Source organism: Pseudomonas sp. RL_15y_Pfl2_60, from assembly GCF_963970595.1.
Classification (GTDB): domain Bacteria; phylum Pseudomonadota; class Gammaproteobacteria; order Pseudomonadales; family Pseudomonadaceae; genus Aquipseudomonas.
Genome location: NZ_CAXAOE010000002.1, coordinates 166,916 through 188,185 on the forward strand (window position 1 = coordinate 166,916; position 21,270 = coordinate 188,185).

At 52.9% G+C, this 21,270-nt stretch carries 10 protein-coding genes; 5 read left to right on the forward strand and 5 right to left on the reverse strand.

Annotated features, from left to right (window positions below; translation table 11 throughout):
- Window positions 1–221: 221 nt before the first annotated feature.
- On the forward strand, window positions 222–485 hold the full coding sequence (cspD, locus tag AACY26_RS05980; RefSeq protein WP_339512005.1) for a cold shock domain-containing protein CspD: 264 nt from the start codon (window positions 222–224) through the stop codon (window positions 483–485).
- Between the two features lie 49 nt (window positions 486–534).
- Here the strand turns inward: cspD and icd are convergent, their stop codons facing one another.
- From icd to AACY26_RS06005, 5 genes are all read right to left on the reverse strand, one after another.
- Window positions 535–1,791, reverse strand: a complete 1,257-nt coding sequence (icd, locus tag AACY26_RS05985) for an NADP-dependent isocitrate dehydrogenase (protein ID WP_339512007.1) — start codon at window positions 1,789–1,791, stop codon at window positions 535–537.
- 183 nt (window positions 1,792–1,974) lie between these two features.
- On the reverse strand, window positions 1,975–3,162 hold the full coding sequence (locus AACY26_RS05990; protein WP_339512009.1) for an HlyD family efflux transporter periplasmic adaptor subunit: 1,188 nt from the start codon (window positions 3,160–3,162) through the stop codon (window positions 1,975–1,977).
- Between the two features lie 26 nt (window positions 3,163–3,188).
- On the reverse strand, window positions 3,189–5,303 hold the full coding sequence (locus AACY26_RS05995; RefSeq protein WP_339512011.1) for a type I secretion system permease/ATPase: 2,115 nt from the start codon (window positions 5,301–5,303) through the stop codon (window positions 3,189–3,191).
- Between the two features lie 152 nt (window positions 5,304–5,455).
- Window positions 5,456–14,224: an Ig-like domain-containing protein gene (locus AACY26_RS06000; RefSeq protein ID WP_339512013.1), complete on the reverse strand. Its 8,769-nt coding sequence runs from the start codon at window positions 14,222–14,224 to the stop codon at window positions 5,456–5,458.
- Window positions 14,225–14,265: 41 nt separating this feature from the next.
- Entirely contained in the window at window positions 14,266–15,618 is a 1,353-nt protein-coding gene (locus AACY26_RS06005) for a TolC family outer membrane protein (RefSeq protein WP_339512015.1), read from the reverse strand.
- A gap of 993 nt (window positions 15,619–16,611) precedes the next feature.
- On the opposite strand from AACY26_RS06005, the gene AACY26_RS06010 reads away from it, so the two are divergent.
- The 4 genes from AACY26_RS06010 (at window position 16,612) to hflD (ending at window position 21,200) form a co-directional block, all read left to right on the forward strand.
- Entirely contained in the window at window positions 16,612–18,837 is a 2,226-nt protein-coding gene (locus AACY26_RS06010; protein ID WP_339512017.1) for an NADP-dependent isocitrate dehydrogenase, read from the forward strand.
- Between the two features lie 81 nt (window positions 18,838–18,918).
- The gene (locus tag AACY26_RS06015; protein ID WP_339512019.1) at window positions 18,919–19,359 is read left to right on the forward strand and encodes an NUDIX hydrolase; all 441 of its coding nucleotides are present in this window, start codon (window positions 18,919–18,921) and stop codon (window positions 19,357–19,359) included.
- A 90-nt stretch (window positions 19,360–19,449) separates the two neighbouring features.
- On the forward strand, window positions 19,450–20,583 hold the full coding sequence (mnmA, locus tag AACY26_RS06020; protein WP_339512021.1) for a tRNA 2-thiouridine(34) synthase MnmA: 1,134 nt from the start codon (window positions 19,450–19,452) through the stop codon (window positions 20,581–20,583).
- Entirely contained in the window at window positions 20,580–21,200 is a 621-nt protein-coding gene (gene hflD / locus AACY26_RS06025; RefSeq protein ID WP_339512023.1) for a high frequency lysogenization protein HflD, read from the forward strand. Before mnmA ends, hflD begins: the two co-directional genes overlap by 4 nt.
- Window positions 21,201–21,270 lie beyond the last annotated feature (70 nt).

The following is a 21,270-nucleotide window of genomic DNA, read 5'->3' on the forward strand; positions in this document are numbered from 1 at the left end:
GTTCGTTGTAGGGCGAATGAATGACCCAATCCAAAGTATGGTGCAGCTCAGTATTTATGCACTGAATCACCTTGACTATCGGCAAATCGGTGTTACAAACAATAAATACCCGGATTGGGTGTAAGGGGTTCCGCGCTTTACCCCGCAAATGGACAAGGGATGGCGCGAAATCAAAGTGGATGATACCCCAGAGACGGGGTCCTTTGCAGAGGGATATCAGCATGCTAAGCGGTAAGGTCAAGTGGTTCAACAACGCTAAAGGTTATGGTTTTATCGTGGCTGATGGCGGCGATGAGGACCTATTCGCCCATTATTCGGCGATCCAGATGGACGGCTATAAAACGCTGAAAGCCGGACAACCTGTGAGCTTCGACATTATTCAGGGCCCCAAAGGACTTCATGCAGTCAACATCACCAACGTCATGGCCAGCACCGAGGCGCCAGCTACCGTCACTCAAACCCACGACACGACAGTAGAAGTCTAACGATGGATGAAAAAGCCGGTTAGATAACCGGCTTTTTCTTGCCTGCTGACTACATGTGCGAAATCATCTGGTCACCAAACTCCGAGCAAGACATCAGCTTCGAGCCCTCCATCAACCGCTCGAAATCATAGGTCACTGTCTTGGCCTCAATCGCGCCCTCGGTGCCCTTGATCAATAAATCGGCCGCCTCAAGCCAGCCCATGTGCCGCAGCATCATTTCGGCAGATAGAATCAGCGAGCCTGGGTTGACCTTGTCCTGGCCGGCATACTTGGGTGCAGTGCCGTGCGTCGCCTCGAACATGGCGATGGTGTCGGACAGGTTGGCGCCTGGCGCAATGCCAATCCCGCCCACCTCGGCCGCCAGGGCATCAGACAGGTAGTCACCATTGAGGTTGAGCGTGGCGATCACATCGTACTCGGCGGGCCGCAATAGAATCTGCTGCAGCATCGCATCAGCAATTACGTCCTTGACCACGATGTTTTTGCCGGTTTTCGCATTTTTGAATTGCATCCATGGGCCGCCATCGAGCAATTGAGCGCCGAACTCATCTCGCGCAACTTCGTAGCCCCACTCCTTGAAGGCGCCCTCGGTAAATTTCATGATATTGCCCTTGTGTACCAGGGTTACCGAGCTACGGTCGTTATCGACCGCATACTGCAGGGCCTTGCGAACCAAGCGCTTGGTGCCTTCAAGTGAAACAGGCTTGATGCCGATGCCGCAGTTTTCAGTGAAGCGAATCTTTTTGACACCCATTTCCTCGGTGAGAAACTTGATGACCTTTTCGGCTTCAGGTGAACCGGCTTTCCACTCAACCCCGGCGTAAATATCTTCGGAGTTCTCGCGGAAAATCACCATATCGACATCGCCTGGCTTCTTAACCGGGCTAGGCACCCCGGTAAACCAGCGCACCGGGCGCTGGCAGACATACAGATCCAGCTCCTGGCGCAGCGCAACGTTCAGCGAGCGAATACCGCCACCTACAGGGGTGGTCAGCGGGCCCTTGATCGAGACAACATAGTCACGTACCGCTTCCAGGGTTTCTTTGGGCAGCCATGTGTCCTGATCGTAGACTTGAGTGGCCTTCTCTCCTGCATAGACTTCCATCCAGGAAATCTTGCGTTTGCCGTCGTATGCCTTGGCGACTGCTGCATCAACAACCTTGATCATGACGGGGCTGATATCAGCGCCGATGCCATCCCCTTCGATGTAGGGAATAACCGGATTATTCGGGACGTTGAGCGACATATCTGCATTAACGGTAATTTTGTCACCGACTGCCGGTATCTGGATCTTTTGATATCCCATGCTGAACTCCTTTGCTTGAATGAACCCTTTGATTGCCTTTGAGCTTAGCGCAGTAAATAAGGGCAACCACCAACACTCAGACCCAGACTACAGGTTTTGGTGCCTTTTTGGCGGCTCATCAGGGCGCTGATCTTGTTACTGAAGCCTGCAAGAACTTAAAGACAGCGCCCAATAGCAAAGGACTTAGCGCTCGCGTAGTGCTTCCTTGGCTTTGTTGAAGGGCTTGATCAAGTAAGTGAGAACTGTTTTTTTGCCAGTGCCGATGTCTACGCTTGCAATCATCCCAGGAAAGATCGGGAATTTCTGATGCGCCTTGTTTTCCAGTTCAGCAGAATCGGTCTGAATGTAGACGCGGTAATAAAACTCATCGCGCTTGACTTCGTCCTGGATAGTATCGGGGGAAATGATCGTCACCTCCCCGGTCAGTGCGCCGTAAATTGAATAGTCGTAGGCCGTAATCTTGACCAATGCCTTTTGCTTAGGATGGATAAAGGCAATGTCACGCGGCGATATACGGGCCTCGACCAGAATACTGTCATCCAAGGGCACAATGGTCATCAACTTGCCATTGGGCGGAATCACGCCTCCCGTGGTGGTCACTTCTACATCCTTGATGATGCCTCGGACCGGGGCCGTCAGGGTCGAGCGACTAAGGGAATCCTGGCGCCCACGAATGACCGAACGCAAGGACGCGACATCACGGCTTGCTTTTGCCAGCTCCTCTCGCGCCTTGACCAGATATTGACCGCTGGTGTCCGCCAACTTGTTCTGCAATTCGCTGATTTGCCTGCGCAAACGCAACACATCCACGGCACTGGCGGCCCCTCTGGAAACATATGGCTCTGTCATACGCAACTCACCTCTGACCAACTCAAGCTCACGATTGAGCCCGGCAAGAGTCGTCTCCAGGTTCTTACGCCGTGATTTGTAGAGCTGGGTTTCCGACTTGATCAACTGCAACTGGCCATCAAGCTCTGCCGGAAAAGCAAGCGGCGTACCGTCGACTTCCGCACGCAACCGCGAGGCCGTGGCCAAGGCTGCGGCATATTGTGAACGAGTCTCCTGAACAGCAGATTCAGATTTGATGATGTCCAGTTGGGCCAAGGTCTGGCCCTGCTCCACGATATCCCCCGTTCTTACATAAAGTTGTTTGAGAATGCCGCCTTCAAGCGATTGAATGGTCTGTTCGTGCGCCGAAGGGACAATCTTGCCGATGCCTGTAGTCACTTCATCCAGTTCAAAGTATGAGGCCCAGGCAAGAAAGCAGCCTAGCAACAGCAAGATAACAAGAATTGTAAGACTCGACCCTCTTAACGGTTGCTCCCGGTGGTGCCTCGTTGCCGAATGTTTTGCAGGTAATTTCGATTCCATATTCACAGCGCACCTTTGATGAATGCTCAATGTCCTGAGACCTTTTTCAAGATTTCGCTTTTCTCGCCATCCATCACGATCTTTCCGTTATCCACGATGATGACCCGCTCGACCAATTCCAGAAGCGCTGGTCTGTGCGTTGCAAGGATCAAGGTGCGCGGCCCAAGCCATGCCTTGAGCTGAGCAATGACTTCGCGTTCGGTCACGTCATCCATTGCCGCGGTAGGTTCATCAAGTAGCAGGATATTGGGCTGGGTGAGCAGCATGCGCGCCAACATCAATGCCTGGCGTTGCCCGCCCGAAAGGCCGTAGCCGCCTTCGAGAATCATATAGTCGAGCGCCTTCGTCTGCTTCTGCACGAACGAGAGCGCACCACTCATCAGCAAGGCGCGATAGATTTCATCATCAGTGGCCAGCGGCCTGCCCATGGTCAGATTCTCGCGAATCGAGCCGAAAAATAGTCGTGAGTTCTGATGCAAAAAACCCATGTCCCGGCGTAAGTCAGCCGTATCCAGCGAGGTGATGGCAATATCATCCAGCAGAAGCTGGCCTTGGGTGGGGAAACGCATGCCGGAAAGCAATTGCAAAACCGTGGATTTACCTGCGCCATTGCGGCCCAGGATGGCTATTTTCTCCCCAGCCTTGATCGTCAATGCTGAAATACCGATATCCGAGGTTTTACCATCGGGATCGTAGCGAAACTCCACATCCTTGAGCTGATAGGCGCCACGCAGGGAAGCCTTGTGTACCGCCTTGCCCCGCTCCGGCTGATCAATCGGCCGACTCATCAGTTCATCCAGGCCTTTGCGCGCCACCTTGGCTTGCTGCCAACGCGACAGTACACCGGTAATCTGCGACAGCGGCGCAATGGTACGCGACGACAACAAGGTCATGGCAACCAGTGACCCCGTGGTCAAATCACCTTGGATGACCATATAGCAGCCAATCAACAATACTGACGCATAGACCAAGCTGGATACTTGCTGGGTCCAGGTCATCAACAAGGACGTCCAAAACCGTTGGCGCATGTTGATTTTCGCCGCAACCTCGTTGTTATAGTTCCATTGATTTTGAAAACGCTGCTCTGCACGAAGTAGCTTGATATCCTCGATGCTTTCCACCGTCTCAACTAGGGTGGCGTTGCGTATAGCTGACTCGCGCATTCCATCGTTGGACAACTTCGCAAGAGGTCTCTGCACTAGCAAGCCTGGAATCAACAGCATCGGGACTGCAGCCAAAACCACGTACACCAGCGGGCCACCAATCATCCAGAGAATAAATACAAACAAGAAGAAAAACGGCAGGTCTGCAACGGCGCTGATCGTTGTCGACGTGATCAACTCCCGCACCTGCTCCAGCTCACGTATCTGAGAAATAAACGAACCTGTTGACTTGGATCTGGCGCTATTTTGAACACGCAACGCATGGCCGAGTACACGGTCTGAGATATTGAGATCGGCACGCTTACCAATCGAATCCGAGACATAAGTGCGCACCATGCGCAGGGTAAACTCGAAGGTAATAGCCAGCATCAGCCCGCCAAACAAAACCCACAGAGTAGGATATGACTGCGCCGGGATGACGCGATCATAGACCTGCAAAGAAAATACGATGCTGGCAAGCGCCAAGACGTTAATCGCCAGGGAGGCGGCAATAATCTCGCCGTACCGACGCCAGTCGCGTAGTGCAATGTCCCAGAACCAGTTTTTCTTGAACGGCTTGATGTATTCATCAACCCGGATATCCGCGATAGTCGTCAAGGGCCGCAATACAAGCAGGCGCTCAACCTGCTCTGATAGCTCACTGACACCCATGGTCTGCGCTAGACCACCTTCATTACTGAACTGCATGGACACTTGCCCGGCACTGTCCATGCGTTCGAGCACAGCTATATCCCCATTGGCCAGCTGCACGATAAATGGCAAGTGCCGGGGATCAAGAAACTGCTCTGAAAACTCGGTGATGTAGAGCTCAAGCCCAAGTTGACGCCCCATGTCTTCCAGCAACAGATCCAGGGGCGTATCTTGCTCCCAACTCAGTGCGACCCGCACATTCTCCTCTGAAAAATCCAAGCGATAATGTTTCGCAACCATCAGCATCGCTGACAGCCATGACTCATGACTTGATGTTAAGCGACTCATTCAAGATAACCTGTCTAGCAATCACAACGGTTCTACCCCCCGCTTATCAGCAGCGTGGTAGATGTGCGATTGGAAGCGTGTAAAGGAGGGTCAGGACGACCCAAGTATTAGGTTGCCAACAGGGGGCACATGGCCCCCTGTTGGCCTGGTTGCTATGAGACCAGTAGTTGATGGTTGGCTAGCAGCGTTGCTAAATCGACCTGCACACCGCTTAGTGAAACCAGTGTGGTCGGGATAGATGCTCCACCGAGACCGTCATGATCGAACTGAATTTCAGTGCTGGAGCCGCTTTGCAGCACATTGAGGTAGTCCTCAATGTTGCCTGCCGAAGCATCCAGGGTTGCCACACCATCGATGTAACTTGCACTGCCAGTCCCTGTGTACCCAGCACTGTGCAACAACTCGCTGATATCGATGCGATCAGTGTCGTCGGTCCCCTCCCATGTACCGACGGTAAAACCATTGACGGTATCGCTACCGTTACCCAAGGTTGCATCGGTTGCGTTAAGCAACTTATAGATCAAGGTGTCGTGCCCACCGTTGCCGATATTGAGGATGTCGTTGCCACCACGCCCGTTGAACTGGTTATCACCCGCGCTGCCAGTAAAGGTATCGTCAAAACTACCGCCAGAAACACCTTCAATATCCGCCAACTGGGTTAGATTGAATCCCGTATCCTGTAGAGCGCTGGAGCCAAGGTTAAGCGTAACGCCACTGCTTGCCTGGCCGTAGTCGACAACATCCATACCGCCATTAGCAGCGACCCATGTGCCATGCTCTGAGCTGTAGCTCCAACCGCCAGCGCCGCTATAAGTGTCCGAGCCAGCCGTCGCAACAAATGTGTCGTTGTACCCTGTACCGACAAACTCCCCATTATTGCTGGCGGTGCCAGCCTCTGCAGACAGCACGTAATTGTGCGTGGCATCGCCTGTGCTCAACCCACCCCAGCCAGCGTTCACGCTCTCGTTCACATCAGCACGGACACCATCAACAATACGAATCAACTCGACAGAATAGGTTTCGTTGGCGTCCAGGCCATAAAAATTCAGTAAAGCCGAGCTGTCATTCACACCGATCCCTGATTGTTGATTGAGTACCTGGGTCGCGACCAAGGCGCCGCTGCTATCAAACAGATGCACAGTGTTGCCATACAATGCATTGATGCCATTTTGATCGAGTATTCGCAGGTGCAATGCAGTCCCTTCAGCGACAGCATTGGTGTTCTTCACCACAAAGGAATGACCGTTGCTGGTAAAGCCAACCAGGTCGACGGCCCCATCCCAGTCATAGTCCATTGCAGCGGCGCCAGTCAGCCGTGAACCGTAGCTGTAGTTCAGGTTGGCATTGGTCCAACTCAGACCATTGCCGTTATTGAGAATCAACTGAATCGTGTCGCTGCCATTGTAGCCCCCCATCTTGGCGATATCAGTGGTGCCGTTATGGTCCCAGTCGACAGCCAGGGCAATACGTGAACGAATGTCCGGGCCGGCGTTGATCTCAACGTAGTTATTCAGGGTGCCGTTGTTGTTAATTAGAACAGCTGATTTGTTCGAACCTCCTTGGTGTTGGTTGAGGTACAAATCAAGGGAGCCGTCACCATTGAAGTCGGCCCAGGTCATGCTGCTGCCTGATCCGTCGGTACCACCACCATCATTGAATACATTATTCACAACCTGGCCTATAGCCATGGTGCCATCACCTGAATTGGTGATGACGCCAAGCGCACGATTGTTACTGCCACCGCCGCCACTTATCTGACCAACGATATCAATCGCACCATCGTTATTTAAATCTACGCCGGAGATGCTGGAGCCAAATGTATAGGATGGGTTCAAGCCGCGCGTTACCAAATCTTGGGTAAAGGTTCCGTCTTGATTATTGTTAAACCAACCTGCCGAATTGCTATCTAGATTGCTATCGCCCAGCACAAGATCGAGGTAACCGTTACCCGTGCGATCGTATGCGACAGTGCCACCATAGTAGGTATCCAAGGCTCCATATGCGATGGTTTTGCTGGTATAGCTGCCGTTATCGTTCTGCCAGTACTGAAATGGACGAGCATAATTGCTTTGCGATGCGAAGATATCCATATCGCCATCACGATCCAGATCGAAATAGGTGTAGTTCACGGTTCTACCCGTGTCACTTGCTTTCGTCAGGACACCAGTGCTGTAGCTGTTCAAATCACTGCTGCGATAAACAGCTGTATTCGAAACAATATTCCACAGACCGTTTTCGCCAATGCTGTAACTTAGGCCTTGTTGGCTGTCTGTCCTTGAGCCCGGTGCATCGCCTGCCCATTGTGTATTGATAACCGGTTCGGCAACTACAGTTTGCGTCCCGATAAAGCTCTGATTAAGCAGATTACCGTTACCACCTTCGTCAACCACCCTGGTAGTTACATCATAGGTACTTAGCCCCAACGCATTATTGTTCGGAATTTGCACATACCAAGTATGGTTTGTGGCATCGACAACAACTCGACCGTCACCATAGCTCGCGCTGGATGAATAAGTGATGCCATTAACCGTGACATACAGGACCTCACTACCGCTAAAGTCAGCCCCAACCGTGCCGCGCAATATCGGCGTCTTGTCAGAGGTTACCTGCGACTCGAGCGTGATAGTGCTCGGAACACTGGTGTCCACGTTCAAGGTATAGAGATCAGAAGCTGTCGTGTTACCCGCTAGGTCAGTGACCACCGCCGAATAGTCGTATTTATTGGCGTTTTCCAAGCCGCTGAGTGCATAGGTCCAAGTGGTTCCACCAACCGTTGCGTTGCCCAGATAAATACCGTTTTGGAAAATTTTAAGCACTTCACCCGTTTGCAACGCAGCACTAAGGGTGCCTTGCAACACCGGCGCAGTGTCGTCAGTAACGTTCATAGTTGTCTGAACGCCTTGACGTGTCCCTTGGTCATCGGTATAGCCGGTAATAGTGGCCTGCTCCAGTGGAGCAATTGTGTCGACCACCACCGTTTGGCTATCTGTCTGCCCAATATTGCCTGCCTGATCGATAACCCGGAGCTGATAGTCGTGGCTGCCATCGCTCAAGATGCGCGAGTCGTTGTAGCTCCAGTCTGTGCCGCTGACATCCGTCAGCGTGATCCAGTTCGCACCACCATCTATGCTAATTTGTGCGTATTCGTCGCTTTCCAACGCTTTGCCCAAGGTGCCAGACAGCAAGAGGCTAGTGTCACTGGTAGTAAAGTCCGTCAAGGACAACCCTGTGTCGTCGCTGATGCTGTCGATACTGATCGACGTGGTCGGTGCAACGCGATCTACCGTTACAGCCTGCTGCTCGACGGGGCCCGAGTTACCGGCAAGGTCAATGACACGCACTTGATAGGTATGAACGCCATCAGATAGTGAACGTGCGTCGACGTAGCTCCAAGTCAAGCCGTCAGTCTCTACGGCGGTCCATGTTGCGCCGTCGTCCAGGCTGATCTGAGCATACTCGTCAGCATTGAGCACTGCGCTCAAGGTGCCATTGACCACTAGCTGATTATCGTTAGTGATGTAGTCCGTCGCAGACACGCCGGTATCATCCGTAATGCTGTCGATATGAATAGCGGTAACCGGCGCTGTAGTGTCGACCTCGACTGTTTGCGTGTAGGTCGAGCCAATGTTGCCAGCCACATCTATGACGCGCACTGTGTATTGGTATGAACCCTCAACTAAAGCGCGAGTATCGACATAACTCCAGCTCGTGCCCGCAACGTTCAATGCAGTCCAGGTCACGCCGTTGTCCAAGGTAATTTGCGCCTGCTCATCGACCGTTAAAGGGCTGGATAAGCTGCCATTGACTGTCAAGCTTGTGTCATTGGTGTTGTAGTCGGCGAACAAACCGCTGTCATCGCTGATGCTTGTGATGGCGATGTTTGACGTAGGCGCCGCGGTATCAATAGTCACCAGTTGACTGGCGGTTGAACCCACATTCCCTAAGGCGTCGATCAGGCGAATCGAATAGTCATGTTTGCCATCAACCAACGTTCGGCTGTCTAGGTACGTCCATGCCGTACCCGAAACATTAAGGTCTATCCAGGTTGCTCCGCTGTCGAGGCTGATTTGCATCAACTCGCCTGCCCCCAACTCAGCACCCAGCGTACCTTTGACGGCCAAAGCAGTATCATTGGTAATGAAATCGCTGCTGGATGAGCCGCTGTCTACGCTGATGCTGTCAATGGTCAGCGTCATCGATGGGCCGCTAGTATCAACCGTAAAGGAACGATCGTTGGAACCGGTGTTCCCCACGCTGTCTGTGGCTGTAGCAGTAATACTGTAAACACCCGCGTCTGCAAGAGCAGCCAAATCAGCTGTGCCTACTACCACGCTCCAGGTGTGATCCCCTTGTACTGTAGCGCTGTACTCCTTGCCATTGAGAGTCAGGGTTACAACACGCCCAGCATCAACCGATGCAGTGCCCGAGATAGTTTGAGCGCTACCTTGTTCAAGCTTGCTGAGGATATCGTCCGCAGTGAGGCTGTTGATGGTTACAGTCGGCACATCCCCTTGCAGAGAGACACTGCTGCTTGTTGAACCTGCATTGCCAGCCTGGTCGACCACTGAAGCGGTGATGTCGTAATCACCATCGGGGGTATTGAGAAAATCACGCGAATCAACATCTACGCTCCAAGTGCCATTGTCGGCCACTACAGAGTGATATGTACGACCATTAAAGGTGACCTCTACAGCCTGACCTGGTTCAGCATCAGCAGTACCGCTGATAACCTGCCCGGCTTTCTGCTCGGTGCCATCAATAACATTGTCACCGGCAACCGTATCAATGCTCACCGCGGGTACACTGGTATCCAGCGTCACATTGCTGGTGGCCGTTACCCCGTTGAGTGTTGCAGATACCGGTACCGTACCGTTGGCAATGCCATCCCAGACGTTGCTCGGCAGGTCCAACGACCAATTCAAGCTGGCATCAACGGTAGCGCTGTAGCTTTGTCCGTTGATTTCAATGCTTACTGTCTGGCCAGCAGCCGCGGCTGTCACACTCCCCGTCAGGGTTTGTGTCGCAGCAGCTTCCACACTATTGATGGCGTTATCGGCAGTCAGCGGGTTAATCCTGATGGTCGGAATCTCACCATCGACTGCAATTGTACGTGTCGCATCGCCAGTGTTACCGATGGCATCAGTAGCCTGCGCTGTAACAACCAAGTCGCCCTTGCCAAAAGACGCAACGTCAGTATCAGGGATGGTAACGGTCCATGCACCCGTGCTGTCTACGCTCGTGGTGTAGTCATGACCATTCACTGTCACCTGTAAATCGGTGCCCTCAGCCAAGCCACTGGACGTACCGCTGATATCAAGCGATTGGGTTTTCTCAGCAGCGCTGATCACATCATCAGTTGATACAGCATCAATAGTCACAGCCGGAGGCGTCAAGACCACGTTGACGTTATGACTGGCGGTACCGGTATTACCTGCCGCATCGTTGACGCTGACAGTAATGTTGGCAGTACCTGCCTGCAAAGCAGCCACGTCGGCTTTTGCAACAGAAAGCCCCCAGGTACCGTCCGCATTCACGGTGGTGGTATAGCTCTTGCCATTAAGGCCAACTGTAATAATTTCGCCACCGGCTAAACCGTTGGAGGTGCCTGTAACTTCAAGCGCCTGGCCGTGCTCGCTGGCATTGATGATGTCATCACCTGCAACGCTATTGATAGTCACAATCGGCGCCGTGAAATCCACGATCACATCATGACTGGCATATGCATTGTTGCCCTCAACACTGGAGACACTGGCATCGAAACGTAGATTGCCATCAGCAACACCAGCCCATACGGAACTGGGCAAGCTGACCGACCAGGACAAATCCTCATTTACCGTTGCGGTGTAGTCCGTACCGTTCATGGACAGCGTTACAACTTGGCCAGCCTCGACATTGAGTACACTACCGCTGACGATGACATTGGCCCCTGCCTCAACCGTATTTAGACGATCATCACCTGCGACGGTATTGATGCTAATTAGCGCGTTGAGCGTACCAATTACCACGGTGGTGTCGGTGTTTGCCTGGTTGCCAATATCATCTTCGGCTGATACCGATACCTTATGTTGGCCATCGCGCACACCGTCAAAATCACTCGGCTGGACTTCGACACTCCACTTGCCGTCAGCCGCTACAGTCGCCTGATAATCCTTGCCATTGAGCGTAAGAGTGACAACTGCACCTGAGTCCAATCCCGTAGAAGAACCACTAATTTCAACAGGAGCGCTTTTTTCGGCGCTATTGATAACGTTGTCATCGGCAATGGTGTCAATCGTGAGGGTTGGCAACAGGGTCACTACATCAACGCCGTGGTTCGTCGAAGCGCTATTGCCAGCCGCATCCGCCACCTGGGCGCCAATGCTGTAATGACCGTCGGTAAGTGTTGCAATGTCAGCAGCTGCAACGGACAGGCTCCAGGCACCATCAGCCCCGACGGCCGTGGTGTAGTCCTTGCCATTGACGCTGATGGTCAGGACTTCGCCGCCTTCGAGGCCACTTGCATGCCCTGTAACCAGTACTGCATCAGTTTTCTCATTTGCATTGATGATGTCGTCGCCAGCTACGGTATCAATGGTGATAACCGGTGCAGTTGTATCGACAGTCAACTCGCGCGATTGCTCTACGATGTTGCCCGCTTTATCGGTAGTCGTTGCTGTAATGATTAAAGTACCGTCAGCTGCGGTAGAGAAGTTTGCGGCCGCAATGCTAACGCTCCAAACGCCACCCTCGCCAACCACAGTTTGATAATCCTGACCATTGAGGCTAACTGTCAGGGCTTGCCCTACCTGTGCGGAAGTCACACCACTGACCATGAGATCCTGATTGACTTCCATGCTGTTCAGAAGATCGTCGCGCGCAGAATCCAGCCCGCTGCTGCTAGTCGTAGGTTCGATAACCAATATCGGCGTTGTCAGGTCAACCGCAACGATCTGCCCACTTTGCGCGACACTACCTTGAGTGTTGGTGACTTTAACTTCCAGGTTGCGATAACCATCGGAGAGTCCCGCAAGGTCAGCTGCAGGTACAGCAACCTCCCAGCTCCCGTCACCCGCAACGGTGGCTTGATATTGATGGCCGGCGAAATTGATAACAACAACCTGCCCAGCTTCAACATTGGCCGTGGCACCCGAAAGCAGCAATTCAGAACCCTGCTCGACGCTGTTGATGATATTGTCTTGCGCCACGGCATTGATACTGACCGCAGTGTCCGCCAAATCGACCATGACCTGATGGTTGATCGTCACAGGATTACCCGAAACATCGGCACTGCTGACATGAATGTCCAGCGCGCCTTGGGAAAAACTGGAAACGTCACTGGCCTTCAAACCAAGCTGCCAACTGCCGTCAGCGTTGACCGCAGTCATATAGCTATTGCCATTGATAGTGACAGTTACAGCCTGACCGGACGTTAGCCCTGTACTCGTACCAAAAACAGTCAGGTCCTGAGCGTGCTCGATTGCGTTGATAATATCGTCGCCGGACACAGTCGCGACACGCAATCCAGGTAAACCCGCAGCAATCGAAATGCCGCGACTGGCCTCGCTTGTATTGCCAGTAGCATCGGTAACGCTGGCTGTGATTATCAGCCCACCATCACCCAGTGCAGTCCAGGTAGAGCTTGGGATATCCAAAGTCCATGTATGATCATTGCCCAGCAAAACCTCATACAAGGCACCCCCAACGTTAACCGTGACAGTCTCACCGGCTGCGGCCCCCATTACTGAGCCACTGATGGTCTGCGCAGTCGACACTTCGGAAGCATTAAGCACATCATCCAGAGCCACGGCATTAATACTCACTACCGGAGCTGAAGTATCGACGGCCAACCCCTGGGAGGCCGTGTGTACATTACCCGCAGAGTCGGTGGCACTTACCTCGACGGTGTAAAAGCCGTCATGCAGGCCAGCCACTACCTCGGCTGGCAGTTCGAGACTCCAGCCTCCACCTTCGATAACCTGAGTTGTATAGTTCTCGCCTGCGATTGAGACAATGATTTGCGTACCGGCTTCAAGGCCTGATGCAGTACCACTCAGGAGCACAGCTGCTCCTGCTTCGCTTTCACCGATCTGGTTATCGCCGCCTATTGGGTCAATCGTCAGTTCGACGTTATCGCCTACAATATCAAGACTGATCGTGCCCGCACTGAGATTGCTGTCACCACTGAGCTGAACAACTTCATAGCTATGCTGACCCAAAGTTTGATCGGCAAGAGTAAGAGCCCAAGTCCCGTCCGCACCGACTTGGGTGCTCGCAATAACAACACCTTCTGCGTTGATTATCTGGATACTTGCGCCGGCTTGGCCAGTACCTGTGAAGGTGGGACTTAGGTCGTCTGTCTTACTACCCGAGACCAAGAGCGCCTGTACCTGGCCTTGATTATCGGTTGCAATAAATGAAGGGTGGACAATCTCAGCCGGCAAGGTGTTATCAACATATTCGACCCGGGTATGACCGCCACCATTGTCGTCATTCAATCCCGCCCCCACCAAGGCACCGCCAAGCCCTGCCCCGATTAGACCAAGTAGTCCATATTCGGAGAAAACATAATTGCCATAGAGCAACGGATCAATGCTATCGAGCACTTCGGCACTGGCTTGCAAAGGTACAATTTGGCCAGAGGCAAGTTCAGGCACATCTGCGAAACTGATGTGGGTCAATGCAGCATTATCATCTTGAAAAACTAGCGCGCTATGGTGCTCGGTTTCATCAACCTGAAAGTACCCATCGCAACGAATGACACTGCCATCCTGCATATGAATTAACAGGTCATTACCGATTCGTTCATAACGACTGACATCGGAAACGGATGCCTGAACGAGTACAACACTGGGTTCATTCAGGGTTAGGGTCAGGTTACCATTGGCGATCAGATTGACTTCATTATTGGCATCACGATCAATTATTTTAATAGACGTTTTCATATCAATTATTCACCTCTGTGATTAACTCATGAAATGCAGAGTCAAATATTTGGAAGACTTTCCGTATCTTCAATTGTGTGTATGTCTAGCACATCAACAAGGTTGTCAACGGCAGACGCATAGTCAACAGCGGCATCCCAGCCATCAAATTCAGCGTTGATCAACGCCAGATGAGACTGATACAAATCTTGCTCAACCGTTATTAGGTCATTCACGCTGCGACGGCTTAATTTGTATTCATCCAAATAAACAGCACGTGCGCGCTCAGCAATTTCAACCTGGCGAACACTCACCCTATAATTGCTCCGTGAGCCTTCATAGTTAGAATATGCCGTTGAAGCATTAGTCATTACATCAAACTTAACTTTGTTGATGCCTTGCTCTGCCGTTTCTTTGGCACCCATGGCTTGAGCCACGCGCGCGGACACAGCACCGCCGGTATAAAGTGGAACATCCAAATTCAAATAAATTTGATTATCCCAATACGGATCATTTTTATTTTGGTAGCGCGTGCGACCCGCTTCTAACTTTATGGTTGGCAAATACCCAGCTTTATTTTTTTCAATAACGCTGGAGGCTGCTTCGGATTCAGCCATCGCTCTTTTAACAGCCGCAATAGCTGAGTAGTCGATGGCTGACACTTCCATGGTTTGTTCAGACAACCCCAAAGGCGGGGTCGAATAGGTGTTGGCTCTAACCCCGGTGAGGACTACGAGCTGGGCAATGGCTGTTTCTTGGCGGGTAAAAAACTGCTCTACCTGCGACTGCATAATGGCAATACGCGACTGGGCTTGAAGATAGTCAGCGCTTGAACTAAGCCCACTGTTTGCACGGACCTTGGCAATGCGCTCAACAGTCCTAAGCGACTGGACGCCCTGTTCAGCTGCTTTCTTTAATACGCCATAACGCTTGACCAGCAAATAAGTCTTGGCCGTTTTTTTTGCCACATCACTCATGGTTTGCTGGAGCGCGAACACATAGCTTTTTTTAATGTGTTTCTGTTGCAGGATATTGTTATTCGTTTTGCCGAAGTCATAGACCAACTGCGTCAAAGTAACGCCGTAGGTTTTATCCGTGTAATTGTTGTCGTCATTTGCGAGGTTGCCATTCGCACCGCCGAGCCCTGACTGCAATCCTATTTGTGGTTGCCAAGCACTTTCGGCCTCATCGATCAACCCCTGCCCAATACTCACCTGCGCAGTCATCTGGGCAATAGTCGGGTCATGCGCAAAGGCATAAATGACACTTTCACGCAATGTCATTTCTTGATCACTGGTGAATTCAGGTGCGCGGTATGAATCCAACTCAACCGCAGTAATCGACAACGAAAACAACCCACACCCACTGACTAAAAAAACACCAACCAAACGGTTTAAAAACAAATTAATTTTCATCAACTCTTTACTCCCTGTAAGCAAGCTGAAAATTAAAATCACTCATACCTGCTTGAGGCTTTACTGGATAGCGCATCCAAAAAACACAAACCAGATACAAATAAGCTCTACTTATCCGAGCACGAGCAGAAAAGCCAATCTATTTATCGAAACAAAATCTCCACGACAGAAAATTAAATTACTAACTAATAAGTTAACGTTAGGATAAACATAGATTCGCAAAACAACATGTAGGAAATATCCTAGGCTGGCGAAGAATACTCCCATTACGCACCCATACAGCTATATGTAGCCTTGTTCAAACCCTTGGATAGGCACGCACAGTTGACAAATAACATCAAAGTTGACAGGCAACATATTTTCGAAAATTTCATACAGAACTAAAAACTGGTCTTTGATGCCAAGCAACTCGTTCGCCAGACCAAGGCCAACGCGCAGCATCAGAAAATACCGATCCCCGTAAGGCCTTCTTACGCACCTGACAACTTTGCTTTAAAGGCTCGTAAGCAACCAGGTCCTGCAGGACACCTCGTGACGTATCCTGCGGCTACTGCGCCACACTCTCGCCCTGATGCCATAAAGAACGAGACAATGGGCTGCTATCCACAGGCTCAGTTGCCCGCTCCAGCGGCCAAAGCAACCAGGGGCATCCCCTTGAGCTGCGCTAAGCACGAAGTCAGCCTGGGCTGTGCGCCTACCGCCCGGCTCTAGACCTTGGTCTACAGTTTGAAGTTCTTAGTTTGGGTTGCACGGTGCTATAATGCTCAGCCGTGACCTTACAGTCATAGAGAACGGCTCGTTCGTAACAGGACGCCCGCTTCTCGAAACGTCAGTCACTATCATCCTAGCGCTGGCGAATAACACTCTACTGGTACAACCAACCTTGCGTGGTAACTACTCGAATTCCGACTCAAGCCAAGCCGTTGAGTGGAAGTGCCTACAGGGCGCACCTCGAGATCATGTCCGCGCCTAGCAAAGAAGAGAGTTTTCTTGATGTCAAACCGCTCGAAGATCATCTATACCTTCACCGACGAAGCTCCAGCTCTCGCTACCTATTCCCTACTTCCTATCGTCAAAGCTTTCGCCGCCTCTGCTGACATTGATGTCGAAACCCGTGATATCTCTCTTGCTGGCCGTATCCTTGCTGCCTTTGCTGATCAGCTCGGTGCCGATCAACAAATTGAAGACGACTTAGCCAAACTCGCTGTGCTGGCTACTGCGCCCGAAGCCAACATCATCAAGCTGCCAAACATCAGCGCTTCGGTGCCTCAACTCAGGGGCGCCATTGCCGAACTGCAGGCTCAGGGCTTCAAGCTCCCAAACTACCCTGAAGACGCTCAAACCGAGCAAGACAAAGACACCCTGGCCCGTTACAGCAAGGTGCTGGGCAGCGCGGTCAACCCGGTTCTGCGTGAAGGTAACTCCGACCGCCGCGCACCTGCCGCCGTCAAAGCCTACGCACGCAAGCACCCGCATTCCATGGGCAAGTGGAGCATGGCTTCGCAGTCGCATGCCGACTACATGCGCGACGGCGATTTCTTCTCCAGCGAACAATCCTTCACCCTGGATAAAGCTGGCGACGTACGCATCGAGTTCGTCGGTAAAGACGGCAAAGTTGAGCTGAAAAAAGTTGTCAGCCTGCAAGAAGGTGAAATCTTCGACGGCATGCGCATGAGCGCTCGCAAGCTGCGCGACTTCTTCGAGCAAACCCTGCAAGACTGTAAAGAAACCGGCGTTATGTGGTCCCTGCACGTCAAGGCGACCATGATGAAGATCTCCCACCCGATCGTCTTTGGTCACGCCGTTAGCGTTTACTACAAAAAAGCCTTCGAGAAGCACGCCAAGCTGTTTGACGAACTGGGCGTTAACCCAAACAACGGCCTGAACAGCGTCTACGAGAAAATCAAGTCACTGCCAGCTTCGCTGCAGGAAGAAATTCTCCATGACCTGCACGAGTGCTACAGCGACCGCCCAGAAATGGCCATGGTTGACTCGGTCAAAGGCATCACCAACCTGCACATCCCAAGCGACGTCATCGTCGACGCCTCGATGCCAGCGATGATCCGCAGCTCGGGTCAGATGTGGGGCAAGGACGGCAAGCTCAAAGACACCAAAGCCGTTATGCCTGAAAGCACCTACGCGCGCATCTATCAGGAAATGATCAATTTCTGCAAAACCAACGGCGCGTTCGACCCAACCACTATGGGTTCGGTGCCAAACGTTGGCCTGATGGCGCAGAAAGCTGAAGAGTACGGATCCCACGACAAGACCTTCGAAATGGAAGCCGACGGCACCATGCGCGTCGTACTGGCCGATGGCACTGTCAAAATTCAGCACGAAGTCGAAGCCGGTGACATCTGGCGTGCCTGCCAGACCAAAGATGCCCCGATCCGTGACTGGGTCAAACTGGCGGTTACCCGTGCACGCGCCTCGAACACCCCAGCTATCTTCTGGCTGGACCCAGAGCGTGCGCACGACGAACAGCTCAAGCTGAAAGTAAATGCCTACCTCAAAGATCACGATACCAACGGCCTGGAATTGCTGATTCTTGATTACAACCAGGCGATCCGCGTCAGCATGGAGCGCATGATCCGTGGCCTCGACACCATCTCGGTAACCGGCAACGTACTGCGTGACTACCTGACCGACCTGTTCCCGATTATGGAACTGGGCACTTCGGCGAAAATGCTTTCCATCGTTCCTCTGATGGCGGGCGGCGGCATGTACGAAACCGGTGCTGGCGGCTCTGCACCCAAGCACGTACAGCAATTGGTTGAAGAAAACCACCTGCGCTGGGATTCCCTGGGCGAGTTCCTCGCTCTGGCCGTTTCCCTGGAAGAAACCGGGATCAAGAGCAATAACCAGAAAGCCAAGATTCTTGGCACCACGCTGGATATCGCCACCGGCAAACTGCTCGACAACGGCAAATCCCCTTCGCGCCGTACTGGCGAACTGGACAACCGTGGCAGCCATTTCTACCTGGCGCTGTACTGGGCGCAGGCTCTGGCAGCACAGACTGAAGACGCCGAGTTGGCCGCTCATTTCGCTCCACTGGCCAAAACCCTGACCGAGCAGGAAGAAGCCATCGTTGCCGAGCTCAATGAAGTGCAAGGCAAGCCGGTTGATATTGCTGGTTACTACCGCTCCAACCCGGAACTGACTGCCAAGGTCATGCGTCCGAGTGCAACCCTCAACGCGGCGATCGATCCCCTGATCTAAGCCTGCTGCGGGTTACAAGCAACTCCACAACCCCCGGCCACGTGCCGGGGGTTGTGTTTTACGACACACAAGGATCAGAACATGAGCTGGCAACCGCATATCACCGTCGCGACTGTTGTAGAAGACAACGGCCGTTTCCTGTTGGTTGAAGAACACGCCGAAGGCCGCCAGGTATTCAATCAACCTGCTGGTCATCTTGAAGCCAATGAAACCCTCGGCCAGGCGGCACTGCGCGAGACACTCGAGGAAACTGGCTGGGAAGTCGAACTAACAGCCGTAACTGGCATTTACCTCTATACAGCGCCGAGCAATGGCGTGACCTATCAACGGGTATGCTTTGCTGCCAAACCCATCGCCCATCACCCCGAGCTAGCCTTGGATGACGGAATCATTGGCCCGCAATGGCTGACTCGCGACGAACTGTCCGCGCAGCCTGAACGCTGGCGGAGCGAGTTGGTTCTGCGCTGCATTGACGACTACATCGCCGGTGATCGTTTTCCCCTGGCCCTGCTGCGCGACTAACCGAACCCTCAACCGTCGCCGCCAGCGTCGCATCCTGCTAGAATCGCGTCCTTTTGAGCTTCAGCGCACTTCCCCATGCCAGATATCGCCATGCAAACGACCCAAGTCTACGACCCTGCCACAACCCGCGTAATCGTCGGTATGTCCGGCGGCGTCGACTCGTCTGTGTCCGCCCTGCTTCTGCTTGAACAGGGCTACCAGGTCGAGGGGCTGTTCATGAAGAACTGGGACGAAGACGACGGCACTGAATACTGCACGGCCATGGACGACCTGGCCGATGCACAAGCTGTGTGCGACAAAATAGGCATCAAGCTGCACACCGCCAACTTTGCCGCTGAATACTGGGACAATGTATTCGAACACTTTTTGGCTGAATACAAAGCCGGTCGTACCCCCAACCCAGACATCCTGTGTAATCGCGAGATCAAGTTCAAAGCCTTTCTCGATTACGCCCTGATGCTCGGCGCCGACCTTATCGCCACAGGCCACTATGTGCGCCGTCGCGACATTGATGGCCGCACCGAACTGCTCAAGGGCCTCGACCCGAACAAGGATCAGAGCTACTTCTTGCACGCTGTCGGTGGTGAGCAAATCGCCAAGACCCTATTCCCAGTTGGCGAGCTTGAAAAACCGCAAGTCCGTGAAATAGCTGAGAAATACCAGCTAGCGACGGCTAAAAAGAAAGATTCAACCGGCATCTGCTTTATTGGCGAGCGGCGCTTCAGCGACTTCCTCAAGCAGTACCTGCCAGCCCAGCCCGGCGATATTGAAACCACCGAAGGTGAAGTCATCGGCCGCCATCACGGCCTTATGTACCACACCATTGGCCAACGCCAGGGCTTGGGCATTGGCGGCCTGAAGGACGCCAGCGATGAGCCTTGGTATGTGCTGCAAAAAGACCTGGAGCGTAATGTGCTGATGGTTGGCCAGGGTAATGATCACCCATGGTTATTTTCCAGCGCCCTGCTCGCCTCGGACATTTATTGGGTCAACCCGATCGATCTGAGCCAGCCTCGTGAGCTAACCGCCAAGGTTCGCTACCGCCAGGGCGACCAGCACTGCACGCTTGAAAAGACCAGCAGTGGCTATCGGGCGACCTTCGCCATGCCGCAACGCGCTGTCACACCAGGTCAATCCGTTGTGTTTTATGACGGTGAAATCTGCCTTGGTGGTGGCGTCATTGAAGTCGCAGAGCCATGGAGCAGTAAGGATATGCGTCGATGAACCAGACTCAAGAGCAACTTGTCGCCCTTGGCGCTGTGTTTGAAGCAGCCGTGCAAGTCGACAAACTCGCCCGGACCGGCCAGTGCAGCGAAGCCGTCACGGCCTGCCTGATCGGCAGCCTGCTGGTACGAAATCCGGACTCGACCCTAGACGTCTACGGCGGTGATGACCTCAACCTGCGTGACGGCTATCGTGCGTTGATCAGCTCTTTGGAGCGCGACCCCGCGAGCCTGCAGCGTGAACCCCTGCGCTACGCCCTGGCCTTGCTTAATCTTGAACGCCAGTTCTCCAAACGTGACGACCTGCTGCAGATCATGGGCAGCCGCCTCGACCAGATCCAACAACAAGTCGAGCACTTCGGCATCACCCATCAGAACGTCATAGCCAACTGCGGGTCGCTCTATCAAGACACCATCAGCACCTTCCGCCAACGCATCCAGGTGCAAGGCGATATGCGCCATTTGCAGCAAAGTGACAACGCGGCAAAGATCCGCGCCCTACTGCTGACTGGCATTCGTGCAGCACGGCTTTGGCGCCAACTGGGCGGTCACCGCTGGCAATTGGTATTTGGCCGGAAAAAATTGCTCACCGAGTTATATGCCATGTTGCGCGGATGAGAAATCCGCCGCAGCCTGTTGATTTAAAAACGATTCAGTAATTTCGCAGCAATTGCCTGCAATCATGTGC

Excerpts from the sequence above, each read along its gene's own strand:
- AACY26_RS06000 (WP_339512013.1), bottom strand. The coding sequence starts at position 14,224 with ATGAAAACGTCTATTAAAATAATTGATCGTGATGCCAATAATGAAGTC.
- mnmA (WP_339512021.1), top strand. The coding sequence starts at position 19,450 with ATGCAAACGACCCAAGTCTACGACCCTGCCACAACCCGCGTAATCGTC.
- AACY26_RS06005 (WP_339512015.1), bottom strand. The coding sequence starts at position 15,618 with ATGAAAATTAATTTGTTTTTAAACCGTTTGGTTGGTGTTTTTTTAGTC.
- AACY26_RS06015 (WP_339512019.1), top strand. The coding sequence starts at position 18,919 with ATGAGCTGGCAACCGCATATCACCGTCGCGACTGTTGTAGAAGACAAC.
- hflD (WP_339512023.1), top strand. The coding sequence starts at position 20,580 with ATGAACCAGACTCAAGAGCAACTTGTCGCCCTTGGCGCTGTGTTTGAA.
- AACY26_RS06010 (WP_339512017.1), top strand. The coding sequence starts at position 16,612 with ATGTCAAACCGCTCGAAGATCATCTATACCTTCACCGACGAAGCTCCA.
- cspD (WP_339512005.1), top strand. The coding sequence starts at position 222 with ATGCTAAGCGGTAAGGTCAAGTGGTTCAACAACGCTAAAGGTTATGGT.
- AACY26_RS05990 (WP_339512009.1), bottom strand. The coding sequence starts at position 3,162 with ATGGAATCGAAATTACCTGCAAAACATTCGGCAACGAGGCACCACCGG.
- AACY26_RS05995 (WP_339512011.1), bottom strand. The coding sequence starts at position 5,303 with ATGAGTCGCTTAACATCAAGTCATGAGTCATGGCTGTCAGCGATGCTG.
- icd (WP_339512007.1), bottom strand. The coding sequence starts at position 1,791 with ATGGGATATCAAAAGATCCAGATACCGGCAGTCGGTGACAAAATTACC.